Origin of the sequence: Acinetobacter sp. Tr-809, from assembly GCF_011753255.1 — a bacterium.
GTDB lineage: Bacteria > Pseudomonadota > Gammaproteobacteria > Pseudomonadales > Moraxellaceae > Acinetobacter.
In genome coordinates, this window is record NZ_VWVZ01000001.1 from 786,718 (window position 1) to 810,022 (window position 23,305).

Genomic DNA, 23,305 nt, shown 5'->3' on the forward strand with positions numbered 1-23,305 from the left:
TTAAAATGAACTCTAGCTTGTCGTTATTGCATCCCTATCCTTTTGAAAAGTTAAATCAACTTTTTAAAGATGTGCAACCTGCCAATTTACCGTTGATTCCTTTATCAATTGGTGAGCCTAAACATCCTGCACCAGAGTTCGTTAAACAAGCGATTATTGATAATTTTGCCCATCTATCGACCTACCCGAACAGTAAAGGTCTGCCTGAGTTGCGCCAAAGTATTGCACAATGGCTCAGCAATCGCTTCAAGTTGAATCATATTAGTGCAGAAGATCATATCCTGCCTGTTTCTGGTACACGTGAAGGTATTTTCTCTTTTGTACAAGCTTTGATTAAGCGTGAAGATGCACCGTATGTGGTGATGCCAAATCCGTTTTATCAGATTTATGAAGGTGCAGCCCTACTTGCAGGTGCAAAACCTTATTTTATTAACTGTACTGAAGAAAATGGCTATTTAGGTGACTTCGATGCTGTCCCTGCGGAAGTATGGGAAAAAACCGCCTTACTGTTTGTGTGCACACCAGGTAATCCAACAGGAACGGTTCTATCAAAAGAACAGTTTAAAAAGTTAATTGCCCTGTCTGATCAATATGGTTTCGTGATTGCATCGGATGAATGTTATTCAGAACTTTGGTTTGATCAAGCGCCAATCGGTCTGTTAGAAGTTTGTACCGAAATGGGTCGTGATGATTATAAAAATTGCATCGTGTTCCATTCACTTTCTAAACGTTCAAACTTACCGGGTATGCGTTCTGGTTTTGTTGCAGGTGATGCGGCTTTATTGAAACCTTATTTGCAATACCGTACTTATCACGGCGCTGCAATGCCAGTACAAAATCAATTGGCATCTATTGCCGCGTGGAATGATGAAGCACATGTTGAAGAAAACCGTCAGCAGTATCGTGCTAAGTTTGATTTATTCCAGTCTGAACTCGGTCATTTATTGCCTTTACAAAAACCAGATGCGGGCTTTTATTACTGGTTAAAAGTGGATAATGATGAAACTTTTGCCAAGATGTTAATGGAAAAAGCGCATATCAAGGTTTTACCTGGCCGTTATCTGTCTCGTGACATAGAACAAGGCAATCCTGGTGAAGGTCATGTCAGAATGGCACTGGTTGCAGATTTAGCGCAGTGTGAAGAAGTGGTCAAACGACTGAAAGCTGTTTTATAAATAAAAAAATCCCCGAATATTCGGGGATTTTTTTAAACCAATATATTAGAAATCAAAGCTTGCACTCATCATAAAGGTACGTGGCTGACCAGCATTTAAATAACCTGCATCATCATAGCCACCCACTGACCCCCAATAATTTTTATCAAATACATTATTGATTGTTAGGTTGAATACCGTTGGAACTTGATTAAGTTGAGTTTTATAACTCGCACCCAGATCAAAGCGAGTCCAATCATTTACTTTTAACGTATTTGCATTATTGGCATAGCTAGAACCTGTATAAATTATGCGACCATTTACAGAAATATCTTGCTCGATCGGTAACTGCCAGTCTGCGCCAAGATTGGCTTGGAATTGAGGAACTCCAATCACGTCATTATTGTTATATAACCCATTTTCTGTATCTTTCTGTTTGGCATCTAACCATGTCACACCTCCCAATACTTTAAATGTATCAGTCAACTGGCCATAGGTTTGCAGTTCAACACCTTGATGTCGATTTTCACCTTGATTAGTAAAGGTATAGGTTTCATCAGCATTTTTAACAAGCATACCTCGTTGGCGGTTGGTATTGAAATAACTTAATGCCGCCCCTAGCTTTTCACCTTCATACTTTAATCCCACTTCTTTTTGCTTAGAGATATAAGGTGACAAAGCTTCACCAGTGTTCGTAATGATCGTTCCAGAACTAGACGTTGCTGATGAACCCTGTGAAAGCGCTTCAACATAATTAGCATATACAGCTAATTCAGGCATCAGCTTATAACTTAAACCTAACGCTGGCGTAACCTTATGATCATCATAAGCAGATTTAATGGCTTGAGTATCATAATTATAATTTTCTTGTTTTAGCTGTTGATAACGCATTCCAAGCATAACTGATAAGCGCTCATCAAATGCTTTTAAATTATCACCAATAGCAATACTTCTTAAACGAGTACGTGCCGTTAGAGTAGGTTGATCTAACTGACCACCAGTTAGTGCTGAAGAAGAAATGGTAGGTTTATCATACTGCGTTGGTCTATAGATATTTCCAGCAAATGTATTTGAATAATCCATAACATAGGCATTTCGGCTATTCAGTTGGAAAGCTGAACCTGATAGTACAAGATTATGTTCAATCGCACCTGTATTCAACTTCGCACGTACACCGATTTCTCCAGTGTTGACCATATCTACACGTGCATTATCAAAACGATAGGAAGTGCCATCACCTGCTGCTGCATTGGTCAGTGTGAAATTAGCTAAACTATTATTTTCTTCACCATGACGAAAACCATAGGCTGCATAAGCCGTCACAGCATCACTTAAATCATATTCTGCACGGTAACTACCAAACACATCTTCTTCGTTGGAATAGGTCCACTTTTGCGCGTAATTACTTGAAGAATCGATTGGCTTAGGCACATGACTTACACCACTTAAAGTAATATTTGGTCGTGTTGCATTTAAACGGTTATTGCTATATCCCATATCACCAGACAACCGTAAACGATCACCGCGATAATCCAATCCGATCGAGGCTAAGCCTAACGATGCTTTTTCATCATCTATACTGGTATTACCACCACGATAAGCCGTATTTACACGTACCCCGAACTCTTGGTTTTCACCAAAACGACGAGAGATATCATTTGCAATCTGTCCCCCATTAAAATCTGTTCCCACAGTGACTCTGTTTAATGGTTCATTACCAGCACGCTTTGGTAATAGATTAATTGCACCACCAATACCACCACTACTTGGTGTTGCACCATTTAAAAATGCAGATGCCCCTTTAAGCAACTCAACACGTTCAAATAATTCTGTAGGGATATATTGACGAGGCAGAATCGAGTACAAACCATTATAGGCTGTATCATCCGAACCTAAAATAAAACCACGAATATAGTAAGATTCTTGGAAATTACCAAACCCTCTCGCGACTCTCACACTTGGGTCAGCTTGTAGAACATCCCCTACACTTTTAGCTTGTTTAGATTGTATATAGTCATTGGTATAGCTGGTCAGATTAAAAGGTGTATCCAGATTTTTTTGATTACCAAAAATCCCAACTCGACCACCGCTGGCAACTTGTCCACCAGCAAAAGCTTCCATTAGACCATCAGCCGAAGCATCCGCACTTGCAGTAATACGAATAGTATTTAATGTCACGGTTGCATCCGCTGTTTGCCCCTGTTGCACTTCATCAGCAAAAACAGCAGTTGTTCCCATTGAAGTACATGCCATCATCAGCACTAATGGTTTAAGTTGTCTACCCATGATCTTTATCAGCCGACTTAAAAAACCGCATAATAAATGAGAATTGATACGTTTTACACTATTTTTTACCTATATGTGCCACTGTACAATTTTATGATTTCTCAAACTCAAACCGTATTAAAATTAAGATCCTGAATTCAATAATGATAAATTTAAAGCTATATAAATAGGCAGAATGGAACATTTATTTTAAATTTGCCCAATAAATAGGATTGCTGCAATGAGCATCATCAGTCCGCCCGAAATACGGCTGACTGCTTTTACTGCACGCGGTCTGCTTCTAAGCAATTTTTTGGCTGCGATCCCCACAAACATATACACCACAGCACAACTGATTAAGTGAATGAGTCCCAGCAAAATAATTTGTGCGGTTGGCGAAAATGCCATTTGCGGATGAATAAACGGTGGTAACAAGGCAAAAAATAACAGCAAAACTTTCGGGTTTAAGCCACTAATCCCCACGCCTTTAATCAACCATGAACCTGCTGAATCAAGTGACTGCGTTGTATCCGTCTCAGTTGAAATGGTCGCTGGATGTATAAATAGATTGATACCCATCCATAACAAATAACAAGCACCCATGATCGTCATCGCAGTGAGTAAAATCGGATAGTGTTGCACCAAAGCCCCCACACCTGCTGCAACACAGAGGATCGCCATGAAATGCCCAAGCACCAAGCCTGTGACTGCATTCAGGATAAATCTACCTTTGACTCCTGCAAGAATGGCATAAGCCCAATCAGCACCAGGCGTTAATACGAACAAGATCGAAACGCACCAAAAAGCAAAAATGACACTGAGTTCCATAAGCAAAGCCCTTCCCACATCGACAATACGATCTTTAATCGTTTTCTTTTTCACCATTTGGTGAAGATTGTTGAGAAAGGATATGCTTTAATGGTGAAAATGTTATTCCAAATACTTCTATATCTTCACAGCCCGAAGGGAGATTCTTCTAAATGGATCGCATTGATAAGAAAATTATTGCTGAACTACAAGCAAATGGGCGATTATCTATCACAGAACTGGCAGAAAGAATCGGTTTAAGTCTGTCCCCTTGCCATCGTCGTGTTAAAGCATTGGAAGAAAGTGGTGTGATCAAAGGTTATCACGCTGATCTAGAAGCCTCAAAAATCGGCCTGAATTTCTCAGCGATTATCTTTGTCACTTTAAAAGATGGAGATAAAAAAGCACTTTCTAGCTTTGAAGAAAAAGTCATTGAAATTGGCAATGTGATTCAGGCACAACGTTTATTTGGAAATCCAGATTATTTACTGCATGTCGTTGCTAAAGACTTGGCCAGCTTCCAGAAACTCTATGACGACAGCTTATCGGCCTTGCCCAATGTACAGCGTCTAACCTCAACCATTGTCATGAAAAATGTGGTCTCCAATCGCTTACTGCCACTCTAAAACAGTAATTCACCTTTTAGGCAGGAGAAAAAGTGCGGAATTGATGCAATTCACACTTTTCCTAAGCTGAAAAGTCATAAACATAAGCGACTTTATTAATTTTTTTATCTGTCTATGGGCTATTGACCAACTGTTGAAATCTTCGTCTATACTTAGCCATCAAAACTTGATGACTATGGAAAGATGACTTCTCAAACTCCCAATAAAATAAAGAAAAAGGGTTGGCTCATTTTAGCAATTGCGATTGTACTTTTAATCATTGCAGTTGTGGTTTGGCAGAGTGGAACTGCTAAGAAATCAGTGAATCCTGAAAAAGCGAAAAATACGAATACTACCGAACAAAAAGCTGCACTGACCGTTACTGTTGTCTCTCCACAACAACAAGACTGGAAGCAGACTTTCACCGCAAATGGCAATATTGCTGCATGGCAAGAAGTGGTCATTGGTAGCGAGCTTTCAGGTCAACGTCTCACCCGAGTGAATGTAAATGTCGGCGATGAAGTGCGTCGTGGTCAGGTTTTAGCTGAAATTAATAGCGAAACCATCCGTGCCGATTTGGCAGCAGCCAAAGCCAGTTATGCCGAAGCACAAGCAGTACTGGCAGATGCGATTACCAACAATAAACGTATCCAGCAACTAAAAAATACAGGTGCAATTTCAGCGCAAGAGTCTACTCAGTATCAAACCTCTCAAGCGACCGCTCAAGCGCGTCTAGACGCTGCCAAGGCACAAATTGAAAGTAACCAATTACGCTTAGCGCAGACTCAAGTGGTTTCACCTGACAATGGTGTGATTTCAGCCCGTACAGCAACAGTCGGATCTCTTGCACAAACAGGTCAAGAGCTGTTCCGCTTGATTCGAGACCATCGTTTAGAATGGCGCGCTGAAGTGACCACATCGGATCTATACAAGCTCAAACAAGGCATGACCGCACATATTGTTTCACCTGACCCTGCGCAACCTGCAGTAACTGGTAAAGTTAGAATGATTGCACCTGTGATTGATCCACAAACCCGCTATGGCTTGGTTTATGTGGATATTCCGACAACTCAGGCTGTGCGTATGGGCATGTTTGTAAAAGGTGAATTTGATTTAGGTCAGAAACTCGCATTGACGGTTCCTCAAACTGCCCTGCTATTACGTGATGGTTTTTCCTATGTCTTTATTGTCAATGACAAGAATCGTGTCACCCAACAGAAAGTAAATATTGGTCGTCGTTTGGGAGATCGTGTCGAGCTGTTAGATTTACCTGCAAACGTTAAAGTGGTTTCTTCGGGTACAGGTTTCTTGACTGATGGCGATCTGGTCAGTATCGCCAAAGATATTCCAGAGACACCACTTAGCAAACAACTTGTGACCACACAGGAGAAATGATATGAATTTCTCCGCTTGGTCAATCCGAAACCCAATTCCCGGCATTCTGTTATTTATTATGCTGGGTTTGGCAGGATTGCTCTGTTTTAAATGGATGAAGATCCAGCAGTTCCCAGACATTGAACTACCAATGGTCACTGTCACAGCAGCATTACCCGGGGCTGCGCCACCTCAGCTTGAAACCGAAGTCGCACGTAAAATTGAAAACTCGATTGCAACTCTGCAAGGTTTGAGAAATCAATACACCAACATTCAAGATGGTGTTGTCACTGTCACAGCGGAGTTTCAACTAGAAAAACCACTACAAGAAGCTGTGGATGATGTGCGCAATGCCGTATCACAAGTTCGTTCTGATCTACCAGCTGATCTACGAGATCCAATTGTCAGTAAGATCAATCTTTCAGGTTCACCAATCCTGACTTATACCATCCAATCTCCAAAAATGGATGAAGAAGCGCTGTCATGGTTCGTAGATTATGATATCGCCCGCGCGATGTTACAGGTTAAAGGCGTTGGTGCTGTCGCTCGTGTTGGTGGTGTCACACGTCAGGTTGAAGTCGAACTTGATCCTGAAAAACTGTTGGCGCTGAATGCAACTGCAACCGATATTACCCGTCAACTACGTTTGATTCAGCAAGATGCTTCTGGCGGTCAAACCAAAATCGGTGGCAGTGAACAATCCATCCGTACCATTGCGACAGTAAAAACAGCTGATGAAATTGGCGCAATGGATATTGCGCTCAGTGATGGTCGACATATTCGTTTGGATCAGGTTGCAACTGTTCGTGATGGTATGGCTGAACGGCGTTCCGCTGCACTATTGAATGGTCAACCTGTGATTGGCTTCGAAATCACACGAAGTAAAGGTGCCAGTGAAGTCGATGTGGAAAAAGGTGTCGTCGTCGCATTAGATAAACTCAAAGCGGCACATCCCGATATTAAAATCAACGAAGCCTTTAACTTTGTAAAGCCTGTTGAGGATAACTATAAAGGCTCAATGTCGCTTCTATATGAAGGTGCGATCTTAGCGATCTTGGTGGTGTGGCTATTCTTACGTGACTGGCGTGCCACCATCATTGCTGCAACGGCCCTACCATTATCAATTTTACCTGCCTTAATTGGTATGTATTTCTTTGGTTTTACCCTCAATACCGTTACGCTTTTAGCCATGTCATTGGTGGTGGGTATTCTGGTCGATGATGCCATTGTTGAGATTGAAAATATCATCCGGCATTTACGCATGGGAAAAACGCCCTATGAGGCAGCTATGGAAGCAGCCGATGAAATTGGTCTGGCAGTGATTGCCACCACGTTCACATTGATTGCCGTATTCCTACCTACTGCTTTTATGAGTGGTATCGCAGGTAAATTTTTCGTTCAGTTTGGTTGGACGGCTGCTCTTGCGATCTTTGCCTCACTGCTTGTTGCACGGTTACTCACCCCAATGATGTCCGCCTATATTCTGAAACCATGGGTTGGTAAAGTTGAACAACAAGATGAATCAACAACAGCACACACTATCACCGATCAAGGTACAAGTAGTCTAGCCAAAGACCGTGCTAAAGATGGCAAAGTCATGCGTGGCTATATGCGTTTGGTGACATGGTGTCTCAATCATCGCTGGCTCACTCTCAGCGGTGCAATTGCCTTTTTTGTCGGTTCAGTCTTACTGATTCCGTTACTACCTACAGGTTTTGTCCCACCACCTGATACAGGACAAACGCAAGTTCGTTTGGAGCTTACCCCAGGCTCACAGTTTGGTGATACGCTTAAGACTGCCGAATATGCACGTACGCTGATTAAAGACCATCCTGAGATTAAAAGCATCTATACCACCATTGGAGGCGGTGCTGCGGGAACAGATCCTTTTGCTGGTGGCGCATCAAGTGAACCGCGCAAAGCGACGCTCACGATTCAAACCACCGAACGGTCAGATCGTAGCACCAGTCTACAAGATATTGAAGATCAACTGCGCCAACGCCTTGCCCCACTTCCGGGTGCACGTATTCAAGTTGGATTGGCAGGTAACAACAGTCAATACCAACTGGCTTTATCAGGTGACGATCCAGAGGCCTTAATGGCAACGGCACGTAGCCTTGAGCGTGAATTACGTACCATTCCAAATGTAGGCAGTATCACCTCGAGTGCAGCCTTGATCCGTCCTGAGTTAGTGATTCGCCCTGATTTTGCCAAAGCAGCTGATTTAGGTGTGACCACTTACGATATAGCTGAGACTTTACGAATCGCGACTGCTGGTGACTTTGATCAAAACCTTGCAAAATTGAACTTATCTCAACGGCAAGTGCCTGTAGTGATTAAATTGCCACTGGCTGCCCGTCAAGATCAAGAGCTCATGAAACGCTTGATGGTGAAAGGGAGTCGGGGTCCGGTGATGCTCGGTACCATTGCCGATGTTAATATCGAAAGTGGGCCATCACAAATTGACCGTTTCAACCGTTTACGTAACATTAACTTCAATATTGAATTGAATAATCAACCCTTGGGAGATATTGCTGCCAAAGTTGATCAACTACCGACGATGAAGAATTTACCACCTACGGTGAAGCGTACCAATATTGGTGATGCTGAAGTGATGCAGGAACTGTTCTCTAGCTTCGGTCTAGCAATGCTCACAGGGGTACTGTGTATCTATGTAGTTCTGGTATTGTTATTTAAAGATTTTTTACAGCCAATTACCATTCTGGTGGCCTTACCTTTATCCCTCGGTGGTGCATTCGTGATGCTGCTTTTAGCCAAAAGCAGTTTCTCAATGCCGAGCTTAATCGGTCTGATTATGTTGATGGGGATTGCCAGTAAGAACTCAATTCTACTGGTCGATTACGCGATTATCGCAAGGAATGAAAAGCATTATTCTCGCTTCAATGCCCTACTCGATGCCTGCCATAAACGGGCACGTCCGATCATCATGACCACACTGGCCATGGGTGCAGGGATGTTGCCAATTGCGCTCGGGATTGGTACCGACCCAAGCTTCCGCGCACCAATGGCAATCTCGGTCATTGGCGGCCTGATTACCAGTACCTTCTTATCGTTATTGGTGATCCCTGTGGTGTACACCTTTATCGATGATATTAATCGCAAGATCCATAGCTTTAGGAAGACACCACATCAACCTGTTGAACCCACTCAATAAGCTTGAATAAAAAGACGGTCAAATGACCGTCTTTTTATTTAATACATAATCAGTACCAGCATAAACAATAAAAAACTGAATCCTGCCAAATAATATAAATGCTGTAGATGTCGATTTAACCAAGACAGATAAATGCTCGAACCGATCAATTGAACAATAGTGAGATTCCAGATCAACACTAACCCAACCATCCAAAGACACAGCAAAGTATTTTGAACAAAATTATATTGCGGATAAATCAAAATCACCAAGACGCTATAGAACATCAAATTTTTCGGGTTCAACACACTGGAAAGCAATCCCGACAAAAATGCCTTGAGGTAAGCATTCTTGTGCGGTAGATGAACGCATTGCTCAGCAAGTCCATTGACCCTCTGTGCTAATTGAGCCAAACGAAAGCATTGAAAAGCCAGATATGCAAAATAAATAATACCCAACCACTTCATGAGGATGAATAATTCGGTATTCACTTGACCAATAATAAATAGACTCAAATAGATGCTGATCAGTATGAGGGCATTCCCAAGTGCAACGCCTGCACAGGTGAATCGCGCAGCCTTTTTCTGGCTCTCTAACAAAGTTTTTAAAATTAAAAAGAAATCTGCGCCTGGGGTCAGTAATGCAATAAAATGTGTAATCGCAATGGTCAGAAAAAGCTCCATAGATGCTCTCCAAATAAATCGGAGTCATCTTAAAAAGCTATAGGGCTCAATTCTTGTATAAAATTGCGTGGGCTAAGATTTTTTATAATATTGCTTGGGCGTTATGCCTGTATGTTGCTTAAAAACGCGATGGAAATGGCTCTGATCGGTAAAATCGAGTTCGTATGCCAATTGAGCTAAATCACATTTTTCTCTCAGGCGTTGTCGAGCTTGGTTTACCTTATAATTCAACTGGTAAGCGTGTGGTGTTAAGCCAAAGTAATGTTTAAATAATCGTATCAATGCATAACGGCTCATGTTCATCTTTTCAGAAATGACTTGCAGAGACAGATTCTCAATATTGTCTTCAAGGCATTCCAACAAGTCGGGAAGATGCTTCTGAAAATAGTGAGAAGAATGTATCTTTTCCCAATGAAAATTTGGTATCAACATCTCAGCTAAAATCTTAACTAAATATTGTTCTTTTTCGAGTACCGAAATCTGTTCGTTAAATAAAAGCCGATTTAATGCTGTAAATGTGTCATAAACTATTACGTCATGAACAATAGTTGGTTTTAACTGAGGGAAATGTATTGCTTGTCGGCCATTCTCTAAAGCAATATCTTGATGCAGCTCTTCAATCAGGGTCGCTAACCAAGCAGCATCTAAATGCATCATCTGGTAGCTCCACGCCTGATCAGGTAAAGGATTACAGGAATGTTGTACATGAGCAGGAATAACAACAACACTACCCGCTTGAATTAGCTGGTCTTGTGCAAAACTACTGGAAAAATGACTCTGTCCCGCATCAATCGCACCAATTGAAAAAGTAGGATGACTGTGAGATTTATAACAAATTCGACTTTGACATGCCTTACGCGTTTCAACATAAGGCATATCTGGATGACTCCAAAAATCAACTGTTGAGTCCAAAATAATTTAAACCTCAACCTCTAGTCTTATCATTCCTTATTTGGCCAAAGCTTTTTCAATATCAGCTTCTAAAGCCTCTGGCTTGGTCGTTGGTGCATAACGCTCCAAAACTTCTCCATTACGGCCCACTAAGAACTTAGTAAAGTTCCATTTGATATTTCTGCTACCTAAAAGGCCTTTTGCTTCACGGGTCAAATAGCGGAAAATTACATGTGCTTCAGGTCCTTTCACATCTACCTTGGCAAACATGGGAAAAGTCACCCCATAATTACGTTGGCAATATGCCCCAATTTCCTTATTTGTCCCCGGATCTTGTCCTCCAAACTGATTACATGGAAAACCTAAAACTTCTAATCCTTGAGCATTATATTTTTCATAAAGTTTCTCAAGTCCTGCAAATTGTGGAGTAAAGCCACACTTACTTGCAGTATTTACAATCAGCATGACCTTGCCTTTATAATCAGCGAGCGCTTTTGTTTCTCCCTCTAACAATTCAGCTTCAAACTGATAAATGTTACTCATGGATAAGTTTCCTCGTCATTCTTTTCTTCTGTTTTAAGTTGTAATGATGCCGAATTCACGCAGTAACGCAGTCCTGTCGGCTGTGGGCCATCCTCAAACACATGGCCCAAATGTGCATCGCAATCATGGCAGACAATTTCCGTTCTGACCATACCATGCGACAAATCTTCATGTTCTTCTACAGCAACACTGTCGACGGGTCTAAAAAAGCTTGGCCAGCCACAGCCACTATCATATTTAGTTTCAGAAGAAAATAATTCCGCACCGCAACAACGACAAACATAAGTGCCGTGCTGTTTATTGTTCCAATATTGTCCTGTAAATGCGGGTTCTGTGCCCTTTTGACGAGTTATGCGGTATTCTTCAGGTGATAATTCTCTTTGCCATTCCCGGTCTGTTTTATTCACTTTTCCCATAACCTGCACCTTTTATTCTGATGTTAGAACTATCTTAATGATCAGGTTTTATATTTACGCCATTCGAAAAAAAAACTCTAGTCTCAGATCGTACAATTTAGTGAAATTTAAGCACTTAAATCAAAAATAGCAAAAAGAAAGCAAATAAAATTGATGTGGTAAGCAAATTTTAACAATATTGTCTTTTGCGTAAGCAAATAAGGTGTTATTCTAATTTCGCACGGTTGTATAGGACAAAAAATGTCTCAGAAAAAAAGTGTGGTTTTCCAAAATTTATTACCAACTATCAGACAATATCAACAATCAGGCTTTACGCATGAAAAAATTGTTGAATTACTGAGAGATCAACACGATCTAAATTTGGTAAGCGTTGAAACCTTTAAAAGTTATTTATACCGATATGCAAAAGTGAATCCAGCTATGTCAAAAAATACTGTTGTTCCCCAGTCTACTCATTCAAGCCGAGAAATTAAAAAATCATCTAAGCTTGAGCATGTTTGTTACGACATTCGTGGACCAGTATTACGCGCCGCCAATGAAATGGAAGAGCAAGGACATAAGATCATCAAGCTCAATATCGGCAACCCTGCACCATTTGGTTTTGAAGCTCCACAAGAAATTATCAACGACGTTGCTTTAAACCTTCCCAATGCAATTGGCTATACCGACTCAAAAGGGATTTTCCCTGCTCGTAAAGCCATTTGTCAGTATTACCAACAAAAAGGCATCTTTGATATGCACGTCAATGATGTGTATGTCGGTAATGGTGTTTCAGAGCTCATTGTGATGGCCATGCAAGGTCTACTCGATGATGGCGACGAAATGCTGGTACCTATGCCTGACTATCCGTTATGGACTGCTGCCGTAAACCTTTCAGGCGGTACTGCGATTCACTATAAATGTGATTCTGAAAACTACTGGTATCCAGATATTGCAGATATGGAAAGTAAAATCACAGCGAATACTCGCGGTATTGTGATTATTAATCCAAATAACCCAACAGGTTCTGTATATCCTCGTCATGTGTTAGAGCAAATTGTTGCCCTAGCGAAGAAACATGACTTAATTTTATTTGCTGATGAAATCTATGACAAAATCGTCTATGACGGCATTGAGCATGTGGCCGTTGCAGCATTGGCTGGCGATCAACTGTGTATTTCATTTAATGGCTTATCAAAAGCTTATCGTATTGCTGGTTATCGCGCTGGATGGATGGCGATCACGGGTAATAAAGCGCGTGCCGCAGACTATATTGAAGGCTTAGATATGCTGGCTTCAATGCGTTTGTGTGCTAATCATCAAGCGCAATATGCAATTCAAACCGCTTTAGGTGGCTATCAGTCAATTAACGACCTAATTCGCCCAGGTGGTCGTTTATACGAACAGCGTAATATTGCGTGGGAAATGTTGAATGAAATTCCTGGTGTAAGTTGTGTTAAGCCAGATGGCGCAATGTACTGCTTCCCGAAACTCGATCCAACAGTTTATCCAATTGAAGATGATGAAAAACTGATGTTGGATTTATTAAGAGCTGAAAAAGTTCTCTTGGTTCAAGGCACAGGTTTTAACTGGCCAACACCAGATCATTTCCGTGTGGTGTTCTTACCAGCTGAAAATGAACTACGTGAAGCAATCAATCGCTTAAGTCGGTTCTTAGCCAAAATGCGTTAATAAAAAAGCCCCCATTAATTCATGGGGGCTTTTTTATTTAAGAATCAGAATCCTGTAATTCATCCCACTGCGCTTCATATTCTTTCGATTTTTTTAGGTTTTTAGTCAAACCATAGCCACCTTTTTCATATAAACGAGCTAAATCCAGCAAGGCTTCGTCTTCACCCTGTGCCACTGCGAGTTCATAAAACTCTGCTGCTTTTTTATAATTCTTTGCAACACCTTTGGCCTCTTCATGGATATACGCTATATTAGAAGAACCCAAACCATTTCCTACACCAGAAGCCAAACTAAATAAACGCAAAGCCTCTTTATAATCTTGCTTCAACCCAGCCTTACCCTCTAAGTAGAAAATACCCAAGTTATTAATTGCAGAAGGCTCCTCTTGTTTCGCAGCCAACTGATAATAATGCAGTGCTTTTTTGAGATCTTGTGCTACACCTTCCTCACCATCATTATATAAATGGCCGAGTTCTGCTTGCGCCATATCCAAACCAGCATCAGCCGACTTGGTCATCCACTCCACTCCTTTTTTGGTATTTACCCCTACACCTTCGTCACCATAAAGATATAAATAACCTAAATAGTATTGTGCATAGAGCTGATCCTTTTGTGCCGCTTGGGTGTACCATTTCAAAGCAGTTAGGTTATCTTCTTCTACACCTTCGCCATAATCATACATATAACCGACTGAAAAAATCGCATCTGCATTACCCTTTGCTGCCGCTTTTTTAAACCACTCCAATGCTTTACCAAAATCTTGATCAACCTCATTTCCATAATAATAAGCATCACCCAAATTGTTCTGTGCAGTGGCATCCCCCGCTTTCGCTTGTTGTACAAGTTCTTGACTAAAAGACACATCATCTGCATGACTTAAGGTAAATAGGCTACTGGTCAATAATATTGAAAACACGATATTTTTTAATTTCATTATTTCGCTCACATTGCTACATTTTTATTCGATTACATTCTATCGGTAAAACACTTTGTGTAAACAGATATTTATATCTAGTGAAAAATCAAAAACTAATTTTTAACATTTTATAAAAATAACAAAGCAAACACACGGTTTGCCAAAATATTAAGCATGTCATTTTCGGTTTGCATGCTAAACTATGCGTTGCTTTAAAAAAGGATAGTCCTTCTATGCGGTTTGTTCATCTCGGTATCCACACAGAATTTTCGATCACGGAATCGATTGTTCGCATACCTGATTTGGTCAAGGCTGCCGTAACAGATGAAATGCCCGCACTGGCATTGACTGACTTATCCAACCTTCATGCTGCAGTCAAATTTTATGAATCATGCTTAAAAAAAGGCATTAAGCCTATTTTAGGTAGTGTCATTCGCTTGAATGATGCTGAACACCGTGCAACTTTATTGGCCATGAGCAGTACAGGTTGGCGTAATCTGACTGAAATTGTTTCACGCGGCTTTATTGAGGGACAGCAACTCAGTCTCCCATGCGTACAAAAAGAATGGATACTTGAGCAATCCGAAGACCTGATTGTCCTGCTTGGGCAACATAGTGATGTCGGCAAAATGTTGAGCTCTTCCAATCCACAAAAAGCTGAACCTTTATTAGAAGCATGGATTGAAAAATTTGGTAATCGCGTATATCTGGCTTTAACACGTACTGAACGCGTTGGAGAAGAAGATTTTATTCAGCAAGCGGTAAAACTTGCTGCAAAATATCAAATTGGTGTGGTTGCGCATAACGATGTGCACTTTGTTAAGCAAGATGATTTTGAAGCACACGAGGCTCGTGTTTGTATTGCCGATGGCTATGTTTTAGGTGATGACAAGCGTCCTAAAAACTATAGTACAGAACAGTATTTCAAAACTGGTGAGCAAATGTCTGAGCTATTCTCAGATATTCCAAGTGCCATTGAAAACACCTACCATATTGCAAGACGTTGTAATGTCGCATTGCAACTCGGTACATATTTCCTACCAGATTTCCCGATTCCAGATGGCTATACCATCGACACCTATTTCGAGCATTTATCTCGTACAGGCTTGGAAGAACGTTTAAACCATCTTTATCCAATTGAAGAACGTGATGACGATTGGGCAGAAATTCGTAAACCGTATGATGAACGAATCAAATACGAAGTTGATATTATTCTAAAAATGGGGTTCCCAGGCTACTTCCTGATCGTTATGGACTTCATCCAATGGGCAAAAAATAATGGTGTGCCTGTTGGTCCAGGACGTGGTTCAGGTGCAGGGTCACTGGTTGCCTATAGTTTAAAAATTACCGATCTTGACCCATTACGTTACGACTTACTCTTCGAACGTTTCTTGAACCCAGAACGTGTCTCGATGCCCGACTTTGACGTCGATTTCTGTATCGCAGGTCGTGACCGTGTCATTGAATATGTTGCACAAAACTATGGTCGCCAAGCAGTATCACAGATCGCTACCTTCGGTACCATGGCCGCGAAAGGTGCCATCCGAGATGTAGCGCGTGTCTTAGGTAAGTCTTATGGTCTTGCTGACCGTATTTCAAAAATGATTCCAACCAAACCGCTGGGTGTCGATTTGGCCACAGCGATTGACATGGAGCCACAGCTCAAAGATATCGTTACCAACCCATCGAATCCTGACAATGATGATGCGGCTGAAATCTGGGAAATGGCGCTCAAACTTGAAGGAATTACCCGTAATACGGGTAAACATGCCGGTGGTGTGGTTATTGCGCCTGGTAAAATTACCGATTATTCAGCGGTACTTTGTGATGCTGATGGTACTAACCGTGTTGCACAATACGATAAAGATGATGTTGAAGCGGCAGGTCTGGTTAAATTTGACTTCTTGGGCCTACGTAACTTAACCGTCATTGAAGATGCAATTCAAAATATTAATAAACGCATCAAATCTGAAACTCCACTGAATATTTCCAACGTCCCACTCGACGATAAAGATGCCTATTTGGTCTTCGCCGAAGCAAATACCACAGCGGTATTCCAGTTTGAATCCGTCGGTATGAAGAAGATGCTTAAGGAAGCACGACCGAGTAAGTTTGAAGAAATTATTGCCTTCGTTTCCTTGTATCGTCCGGGTCCAATGGACTTGATTCCTGACTTTATCCATCGTATGCATGGAGGTGAGTTTGAATATCTGCATCCATTGCTTGAAGGTGTACTGGAACCAACCTACGGGATCATGGTTTACCAAGAACAGGTAATGCAAGCCGCACAATTCTGTGCTGGCTATACCCTCGGTGGTGCGGACTTACTGCGTCGTGCCATGGGTAAAAAGAAACCTGAAGAAATGGTCAAGCAACGCCAGATCTTTACTGAAGGTGCCGCGAAAAAAGATATTGATGAAGCCACAGCCAACCATATCTTCGACTATATGGAAAAATTCGCAGGCTATGGCTTTAACAAATCCCATGCCGCGGCCTATGCCTTAGTTGCCTATCATACGGCTTGGTTAAAAGCCCATTACCCTGCTGAATTTATGGCAGCCGTTTTATCATCGGAAATGCAAAATACTGACAGCATTGTATTCTTGATTGATGATTGTCGGAATAACAAACTCGAAGTACTACCACCTTCAGTGAATATGTCTTTGTATCATTTCCATGCCAGCGATGAACAAACCATTGTATATGGTCTAGGCGCGATCAAAGGTGTTGGTGAACAAGCGATGCAATCGGTGATTGATTCACGTATAAATGAAGGCCCATATAAAGATTTATTCGACTTCTGCCATCGTATTGATTTGAAAAAAATCAATAAACGAACCTTAGAAGCCTTGATTCGTGCGGGTGCCCTTGACTGCTTAGGTATTGAACGTTCAAGCTTAATGGCACAATTGCCTGAAGCAGTACAAGCGGCTGATCAAGCGCGTAGCAACCGTGAAACTGGCATCATGGACTTATTCGGTGAAGTAGAAGAAGTCCAACGTAAGCCAGCTAAACCGGTAAAACCATGGTCAGATGAAGTTCGCTTAAAAGGTGAAAAAGATACACTTGGCTTGTACCTCACAGGTCACCCGATTGATGTGTATCGTCCAGAATTAAAGTCTTTTGTTCCAGCCAAACTAAATGAACTTACTCCGACACGCCGTGGTGTCACCACTGTTTTTGCGGGTTTAGTGGTTGATATTGCCAACTTCCCGAACCGTATTATGATCACCCTAGATGATGGTACCGCTCGTGTAGAAATCAGCTGTAACCATGAACGCTTCCAACGCTATAAAGATATTGTTCGCCCTGAACAAGTTGTGGTGATTGAAGGTGAAATCTATGAGCGTGAGGGCTTTGATCGCCCAATGGCGCGCTTGAGCAAAGCATTTAGCTTAAATGAAATTCGTCAAAAACGTGCGCAAAGCATTCAAATTCGCCTACCGCAAGACTTAATGACAAAATCTTTGGCCAAAGATTTACAGGCAATACTTTTACCTTATTGTAATGTCGATATGTGCCAACATATTGGTTTACACATCCAGCTTGATCAAAGTTTTGCCACAGCAGAGCTACATCTTGGTGCACAATGGAAAGTTGCACCGCTGGATGAATTGCTTGGAAAGTTACGTGATTACTTTGGTAAAGAAGCCATCTTCATTGAATACCAAGTGAAGTCTAAAGCGGCAAAAGTTGCCGAAGCACCTAAAGTCAGTGTGGTTGCTCCACCACCTGAAAATATGTCAATGGATGAAGCGCTTGATCTCTATCAGGCTGAAGCCTCTCAATATTCTTAATTTTGGATAATATATGAACCTGTTTGACTCAAATAACGTGTCCAAACATTTGGATCATGTGCGTATTGTTATGGTCAATACCACCCTGCCAGCCAACATCGGTAGTGCTTTACGTGCAATGAAAACGATGGGTTTATCAAAACTTGTATTGGTCGCGCCGAAAACCTATCCGCATCCAGATATTGATGCTTTGGCAGCAGGTGCACAAGATTTAATTGAACAAATTGAAATTGTTGAAACTTTGGAACAAGCGATTCAAGATTGCCATATGGTGTTTGGAACCAGCGCACGAAGTCGCACCATTCCTTGGCCATTACTTGATGTTCGTCCTGCTGCCAAAGAAGCATTACATGCAGCGACCAAACAACAAAATATTGCGATCGTGTTTGGCCGTGAAGATCGCGGTCTCACCAATGAAGAACTCGCTTTGGCCAATTACCATTTAACCATCCCAGTGAATCCAGAATATGGTGTTCTCAATGTTGCACAGGCCATTCAGGTGGTCTGTTATGAGTTGAGAATGGCTGCGCTTGAGCAAAATAGTCAAGCACAAGAAACGCCAGCCGATCATATGCAACTTAAACAACAGCAAAGTATGGAATGGGATGAGCCTCTGGTTACGCAACAGCAGATGGAAGAATTTTATCCTCATCTTGAAAAAATGCTAACTGAGATTGAGTTTCTTGACCCGAATAATCCCCGTTTACTCCCATTACGCTTGCGTCGTCTGTTTGGAAGGATACAATTAGATCGTATGGAGTATCATTTATTACGTGGGATTTTCAGTCGCGTACAAGCTCTAGCCAATGGTTCATGGAAAAAAACGAATACGGAGGATCATAATCATGATTAAACAGCTGAAAGAAGATATCGAAGCTGTATTTGCGCGTGATCCTGCAGCCCGCAATACTTTAGAAGTCCTGACCACTTACCCTGGTATCCACGCCTTAATCATGCACCGTATGGCTCATGAGTTGTGGAAAAAAGAATATAAAGGCACTGCTCGCCTACTTTCTTCTTTTAGCCGCTTTGCAACTGGCATTGAGATTCATCCAGGTGCAAAAATCGGCAAACGTTTTTTTATCGATCACGGCATGGGTGTAGTGATTGGTGAAACAGCTGAGATCGGAGATGATGTCACGCTTTATCATAGCGTTACTTTAGGTGGCACTACATGGAATAAAGGCAAACGACATCCAACTCTTGAAGATGGGGTTGTGGTCGGTGCTGGGGCAAAAATATTGGGACCATTTACAGTACATAAAGGCGCTAAAGTCGGTTCAAATGCAGTTGTGACGAAAGAAGTTCCTGAAGGTGTCACTGCCGTTGGTAACCCTGCCCGCTATATTTTTAAAGATAAAACGCAAATAGAATCAGATGAAGCAAGCCGTCGTGACTATGCCGAAAGCATCGGTTTCCAACCGTATGCCACCACGCAGGATCAATCTGATCCAATCCTGGAAGGTATTCGTGTTTTATTAGATCGTATGCAAAAAAATGAAAAACAGATGAATGTACTCTGCAAGCGATTGTCTGAACTTGACCCAAATTTCAAACCACAGAACTCAAAATCTCAACCATTGAGTAAAGAAGAACTTAAAATCATTGAAGAAGTTAGACGTGAGTGCGAAGCGCAGAACAAAACTTCGGCAACCTAATCAAATATATAAAAAATGTAACACGCTTCTCATTGCAAGTTGGTTTTGCTTTTCCTAGACTGGTAAAACCAACGATCTACTTCTCATTTAACTAAAATTAATGGATGTAAAGCATGAATTTTAAGCCTTTGGCATTACTTGTACTTTCAACTTCTTTTTTGACGGCCTGTGGTATTGCCCCAGTTAAAAAAGACAAGGCTTCTGAACCTTTTGTGTTCAAGGAACCAGATCCAACTCCTGCATTCTATGCTTTAAATCCAATTAAATATGATGCTCCGCCTAGCTTTGAAGTTGCAATCAAAGATGCGGCTGCTCAGCCTGTCACAAAAATGGTTGTGTCATTACAGAGTGATCCTTCAAAATCGACAACATTGGATATCAATAAACTGATTATTCCAACAATCGACAGCAAACAACGCAGCATGAAATATGCAGTTCTCGCTGGCGACAATGAAGTTGATGTGACTGAAATCGATGATTTCTTACAACTAGTTGAAGGTAAAGCACGTCACTACCCACCTCGTTTCTCTGAACGTCAAGAACGTAAAGGTTATGAAGTGAAGCTGAAAGAAACCACTCAAAAATTAGATGCTTTAGCTGAAAAGCCAAATGCTTCTTTAGATATTTTGACTCGTGCTTTTAAAGCAAGCGTAATGGCACGTAATTTAGACTTGGGTACCTCATATACTTCAAAATCTTTGACTTATGCCCAACGTATTCTTGCTATCAACCCAAGCGATGCAGAAACCAATTTCTGGTTTGGTTTTGGCTTGTCTGAAGGTGGCGGTCAGCGTGAAGCGATTCCATATTTAGATAAAGCCATGAAAGGTGGTGTACAAGAAGCTTATCTTTCTGCTGCAAATAACTATCTTTGGTTAGAGCAAAAGAAAAATGCAATTCAAACCTTAAAGAACTATAAAGTGAGCTATCCAGATGAAGCGGAAGTAACCGATCGCTTAATCAAAGAAGTTGAAACTGGAAAACGCTGGAATATGTGGCAAGTTTTAAACTAATTGTTTGCAAATTTTGCTCTAGAAAATAGACTGTCGTGTACAGTCTATTTTTTTATCAGTCATTGAAAAAACATTCTATTTTCGTATTATAGCTACAATCTTCCAGCGAACTTGCTGACATATCATGCTAGCATTTACACCGAATAAGCGTTTATTTCTTATCTCTCTCCTTAGCACCCTAGTGATGAGTGGCTGCCAAGTTGTCAGTATCAAACAACAAGCTCTCAATGTGACGATTGCTAACGAACGTAATAGTATTCTCACGCAAAAGAAGCTCAGCGAAGCGAGCCTGAATGTATTATCTATGTCAGGCAAAGAAGCCAAAATATGTATGCAGACACCAAATGAGTGTATTGCTGACTTACATAAAATCCCACAGATACAAGATGAACAATTGCTATCAACAGCTAGTGAATTATATCTATCTAAAGCACTTGCTATTTCAGATACTTCTGAATGTAAGGTCAGTAAACTGACGAAACATAAGCCAGAGCAAGAACAACAAGCGATCCAGAAAACTTATGAGCAATGTTTAGACCAAGAACTTGAAGCTTTGGATAAAAGTATCCGCTATAGCTATGCTTATTTATTTAAGACGGCTCGACAGCCGCAAGAACGGATTTTTGATAATAGACAAGTTCAGATTCGAGACTTCTACAATCAAGCCTTAACCAAACTGGTAAATGTACATAGTCTTAGAAATCCATCCAAGACCATAACCCCAACCATTCAGATTGGTAAAAGCACGTATACAATTGATATTCAATCCTATCAACGACTTCAAAATATGAAACTGGAAAAATTTATTTCTAGTTATAACATGAACTTTTCAGGCTTAAGAGCAATCAACCGTCGTGATGGTTTCGGCTCAGATTTCGTTGCTGTCTTCCCCTCGACAGATGCCACCCATGGTGAAAATAAATATATTCTTGATCCATTAAGTTATAGCTACCCAAATGGACTTAACCCCAATATTCATAAAGCACGTTATTTAGCTGCAACCATTATTGCACAACCTAAGAATGCAGCAGCAACAGTCAATGATGTTTTAAATAACCCAAACTTTGAAGTAAAGGTTTATGACCCATATAGCGTAGAGAAAGTTAGTATTGCAGGTAAAGAATATTCGCTTGCAGCCAATTTCTCTGCACCTTATGGGCTCTGGCTAGCTGAAAACAATCTAGGTGCAGCAGCCTATTTAACTTTAATTGATCGTGATCAGCATCTCACCATGCCACATTTATACATGCTCGAACCGTATAATCCAAACAAGAAAGTGATTGTATTGGTACATGGTCTTGCCAGCAGCCCTGAGGCATGGATTGCAGTGACCAATGATATTATGGGTGATGCGGTACTGCGTGAACACTATCAAGTTTGGCAAGTGTTTTATTCAACCAATATGCCAATTCTAGAAAGCCGTTTCCAGATTTACGCACTCTTAAAACAAGCCTTTGGTTCACTCAATAATAAAGACGCTGCAGCACAAGATGCAGTTTTAATTGGTCATAGTATGGGTGGAATTATTAGCCGACTTTTAGTCAGTAATGCTGATATTTCTAAACAAGCCCTGACCATGATGAATAGTCGTCAGCAAACTCGTTTACGTAAACACCCAGTGATTGGTGAACGACTTAAAATGCAACCGATAACCAATTTTGATCGGGCTATTTTCTTGGCAGCGCCACATCGCGGGACAGATTTTGCGGATCGTTGGTTTACACTGGCGGCACGTAAAATCATCAAATTACCTGCAACCTTCTTGACCACTTTGGCGGACACACTCACCAGTGATGACATGGATCTAAAAGATTTTGTCAAAACCTTGACCAATGATGTGATTCAAAATGGTCCAAGTGATTTGAGTAAAAAGTCAAAGTTCATGGAATTAACTGCCTCTATTCCGCCAGAAAAAGGACTGGTTTTTCACTCCATTATGGGGAATATCACCAAAAGCGACGATCCAAATGTCATTACAGACGGTATCGTTCCTTATAAAAGCGCACATCTAGATGGCGCTGTTTCTGAGAAGATTTTTACTGGTGGTCACTCGATCCAAGAGACCCCTGAAGCAGTTTTGGAATTGCGTCGGATTTTGCGTGAACACCTTGTCGATCATGGTTTATATAAACCAAAGAACTAAACACAATAAAAAAGCCCCAATAATTTGGGGCTTTTTTAGATCAATTCATTTAAACACCAGAACGGATCATATAATCAAAAGCAGACAGTGATGCTTTCGCGCCTTCACCTGTGGCAATAATGATCTGCTTGTATGGCACAGTCGTACAGTCACCCGCAGCAAAGACACCTTTAACATTGGTTTCATTGCGATCATTAATCACGATCTCACCACGA

The 23,305-nt window shown here is 41.2% G+C and carries 18 protein-coding genes; 10 read left to right on the forward strand and 8 right to left on the reverse strand.

Annotated elements, in window-relative coordinates; all coding sequences use genetic code 11:
- The first annotated feature begins 5 nt into the window (after nt 1-5).
- The gene (dapC, locus tag F3J02_RS04040; protein WP_167247812.1) at nt 6-1,175 is read left to right on the forward strand and encodes a succinyldiaminopimelate transaminase; all 1,170 of its coding nucleotides are present in this window, start codon (nt 6-8) and stop codon (nt 1,173-1,175) included.
- Nucleotides 1,176-1,220: 45 nt separating this feature from the next.
- On the opposite strand, the gene F3J02_RS04045 is transcribed toward dapC, so the two are convergent.
- On the reverse strand, nt 1,221-3,440 hold the full coding sequence (locus tag F3J02_RS04045; RefSeq protein WP_167247813.1) for a TonB-dependent receptor: 2,220 nt from the start codon (nt 3,438-3,440) through the stop codon (nt 1,221-1,223).
- A gap of 189 nt (nt 3,441-3,629) precedes the next feature.
- A complete protein-coding gene (locus F3J02_RS04050; protein ID WP_167247870.1) occupies nt 3,630-4,247 on the reverse strand; it encodes a LysE family translocator in 618 nt (205 codons plus the stop codon).
- A 152-nt stretch (nt 4,248-4,399) separates the two neighbouring features.
- On the opposite strand from F3J02_RS04050, the gene F3J02_RS04055 reads away from it, so the two are divergent.
- From F3J02_RS04055 to F3J02_RS04065, 3 genes are all read left to right on the forward strand, one after another.
- The gene (locus F3J02_RS04055; RefSeq protein WP_004653055.1) at nt 4,400-4,852 is read left to right on the forward strand and encodes an Lrp/AsnC family transcriptional regulator; all 453 of its coding nucleotides are present in this window, start codon (nt 4,400-4,402) and stop codon (nt 4,850-4,852) included.
- A 183-nt stretch (nt 4,853-5,035) separates the two neighbouring features.
- On the forward strand, nt 5,036-6,226 hold the full coding sequence (locus F3J02_RS04060; RefSeq protein ID WP_167247814.1) for an efflux RND transporter periplasmic adaptor subunit: 1,191 nt from the start codon (nt 5,036-5,038) through the stop codon (nt 6,224-6,226).
- 1 nt (nt 6,227) lies between these two features.
- Nucleotides 6,228-9,380 carry an efflux RND transporter permease subunit gene (locus F3J02_RS04065; protein ID WP_167247815.1) on the forward strand — a complete coding sequence of 1,051 codons (3,153 nt, stop codon included), beginning with the start codon at nt 6,228-6,230 and terminating at the stop codon, nt 9,378-9,380.
- Nucleotides 9,381-9,418: 38 nt separating this feature from the next.
- On the opposite strand, the gene F3J02_RS04070 is transcribed toward F3J02_RS04065, so the two are convergent.
- The 4 genes from F3J02_RS04070 to msrB all read right to left on the reverse strand — a co-directional run bounded on the left by F3J02_RS04070 (nt 9,419) and on the right by msrB (nt 11,892).
- Nucleotides 9,419-10,042 carry a LysE family translocator gene (locus tag F3J02_RS04070; RefSeq protein ID WP_167247816.1) on the reverse strand — a complete coding sequence of 208 codons (624 nt, stop codon included), beginning with the start codon at nt 10,040-10,042 and terminating at the stop codon, nt 9,419-9,421.
- Nucleotides 10,043-10,114: 72 nt separating this feature from the next.
- Nucleotides 10,115-10,918 (reverse strand): AraC family transcriptional regulator, encoded by an 804-nt coding sequence (locus F3J02_RS04075; protein ID WP_167247817.1) that lies wholly within the window; start codon nt 10,916-10,918, stop codon nt 10,115-10,117.
- Nucleotides 10,919-10,990: 72 nt separating this feature from the next.
- Nucleotides 10,991-11,476: a glutathione peroxidase gene (locus F3J02_RS04080; RefSeq protein WP_167247818.1), complete on the reverse strand. Its 486-nt coding sequence runs from the start codon at nt 11,474-11,476 to the stop codon at nt 10,991-10,993.
- Nucleotides 11,473-11,892 carry a peptide-methionine (R)-S-oxide reductase MsrB gene (gene msrB, locus F3J02_RS04085; RefSeq protein ID WP_167247871.1) on the reverse strand — a complete coding sequence of 140 codons (420 nt, stop codon included), beginning with the start codon at nt 11,890-11,892 and terminating at the stop codon, nt 11,473-11,475. The genes F3J02_RS04080 and msrB overlap by 4 nt, the downstream gene beginning before the upstream one ends.
- Before the next feature lie 240 nt (nt 11,893-12,132).
- Here msrB and F3J02_RS04090 point away from each other — a divergent pair, with 240 nt between their 5' ends.
- A complete protein-coding gene (locus F3J02_RS04090; RefSeq protein WP_167247819.1) occupies nt 12,133-13,563 on the forward strand; it encodes a pyridoxal phosphate-dependent aminotransferase in 1,431 nt (476 codons plus the stop codon).
- Between the two features lie 37 nt (nt 13,564-13,600).
- Here F3J02_RS04090 and F3J02_RS04095 read toward each other — a convergent pair whose 3' ends face one another.
- Complete coding sequence (locus F3J02_RS04095) at nt 13,601-14,497, reverse strand: tetratricopeptide repeat protein (RefSeq protein WP_167247820.1); 897 nt, start codon at nt 14,495-14,497, stop codon at nt 13,601-13,603.
- A gap of 215 nt (nt 14,498-14,712) precedes the next feature.
- On the opposite strand from F3J02_RS04095, the gene dnaE reads away from it, so the two are divergent.
- The 5 genes from dnaE (at nt 14,713) to F3J02_RS04120 (ending at nt 23,090) form a co-directional block, all read left to right on the forward strand.
- Complete coding sequence (gene dnaE / locus F3J02_RS04100; protein WP_167247821.1) at nt 14,713-18,276, forward strand: DNA polymerase III subunit alpha; 3,564 nt, start codon at nt 14,713-14,715, stop codon at nt 18,274-18,276.
- 13 nt (nt 18,277-18,289) lie between these two features.
- On the forward strand, nt 18,290-19,129 hold the full coding sequence (locus F3J02_RS04105; protein WP_171525997.1) for an RNA methyltransferase: 840 nt from the start codon (nt 18,290-18,292) through the stop codon (nt 19,127-19,129).
- On the forward strand, nt 19,122-19,934 hold the full coding sequence (gene cysE, locus F3J02_RS04110) for a serine O-acetyltransferase (protein ID WP_167247822.1): 813 nt from the start codon (nt 19,122-19,124) through the stop codon (nt 19,932-19,934). The genes F3J02_RS04105 and cysE overlap by 8 nt, the downstream gene beginning before the upstream one ends.
- 113 nt (nt 19,935-20,047) lie before the next feature.
- On the forward strand, nt 20,048-20,947 hold the full coding sequence (locus F3J02_RS04115) for an ABUW_2363 family tetratricopeptide repeat lipoprotein (RefSeq protein WP_167247823.1): 900 nt from the start codon (nt 20,048-20,050) through the stop codon (nt 20,945-20,947).
- 124 nt (nt 20,948-21,071) lie between these two features.
- Nucleotides 21,072-23,090, forward strand: coding sequence for an alpha/beta fold hydrolase (locus tag F3J02_RS04120; RefSeq protein WP_167247824.1), 2,019 nt, complete (start codon nt 21,072-21,074; stop codon nt 23,088-23,090).
- A gap of 49 nt (nt 23,091-23,139) precedes the next feature.
- On the opposite strand, the gene F3J02_RS04125 is transcribed toward F3J02_RS04120, so the two are convergent.
- On the reverse strand, nt 23,140-23,305 hold a 166-nt coding region (locus F3J02_RS04125; protein ID WP_023274585.1), incomplete at its 5' end, for an FAD-dependent oxidoreductase.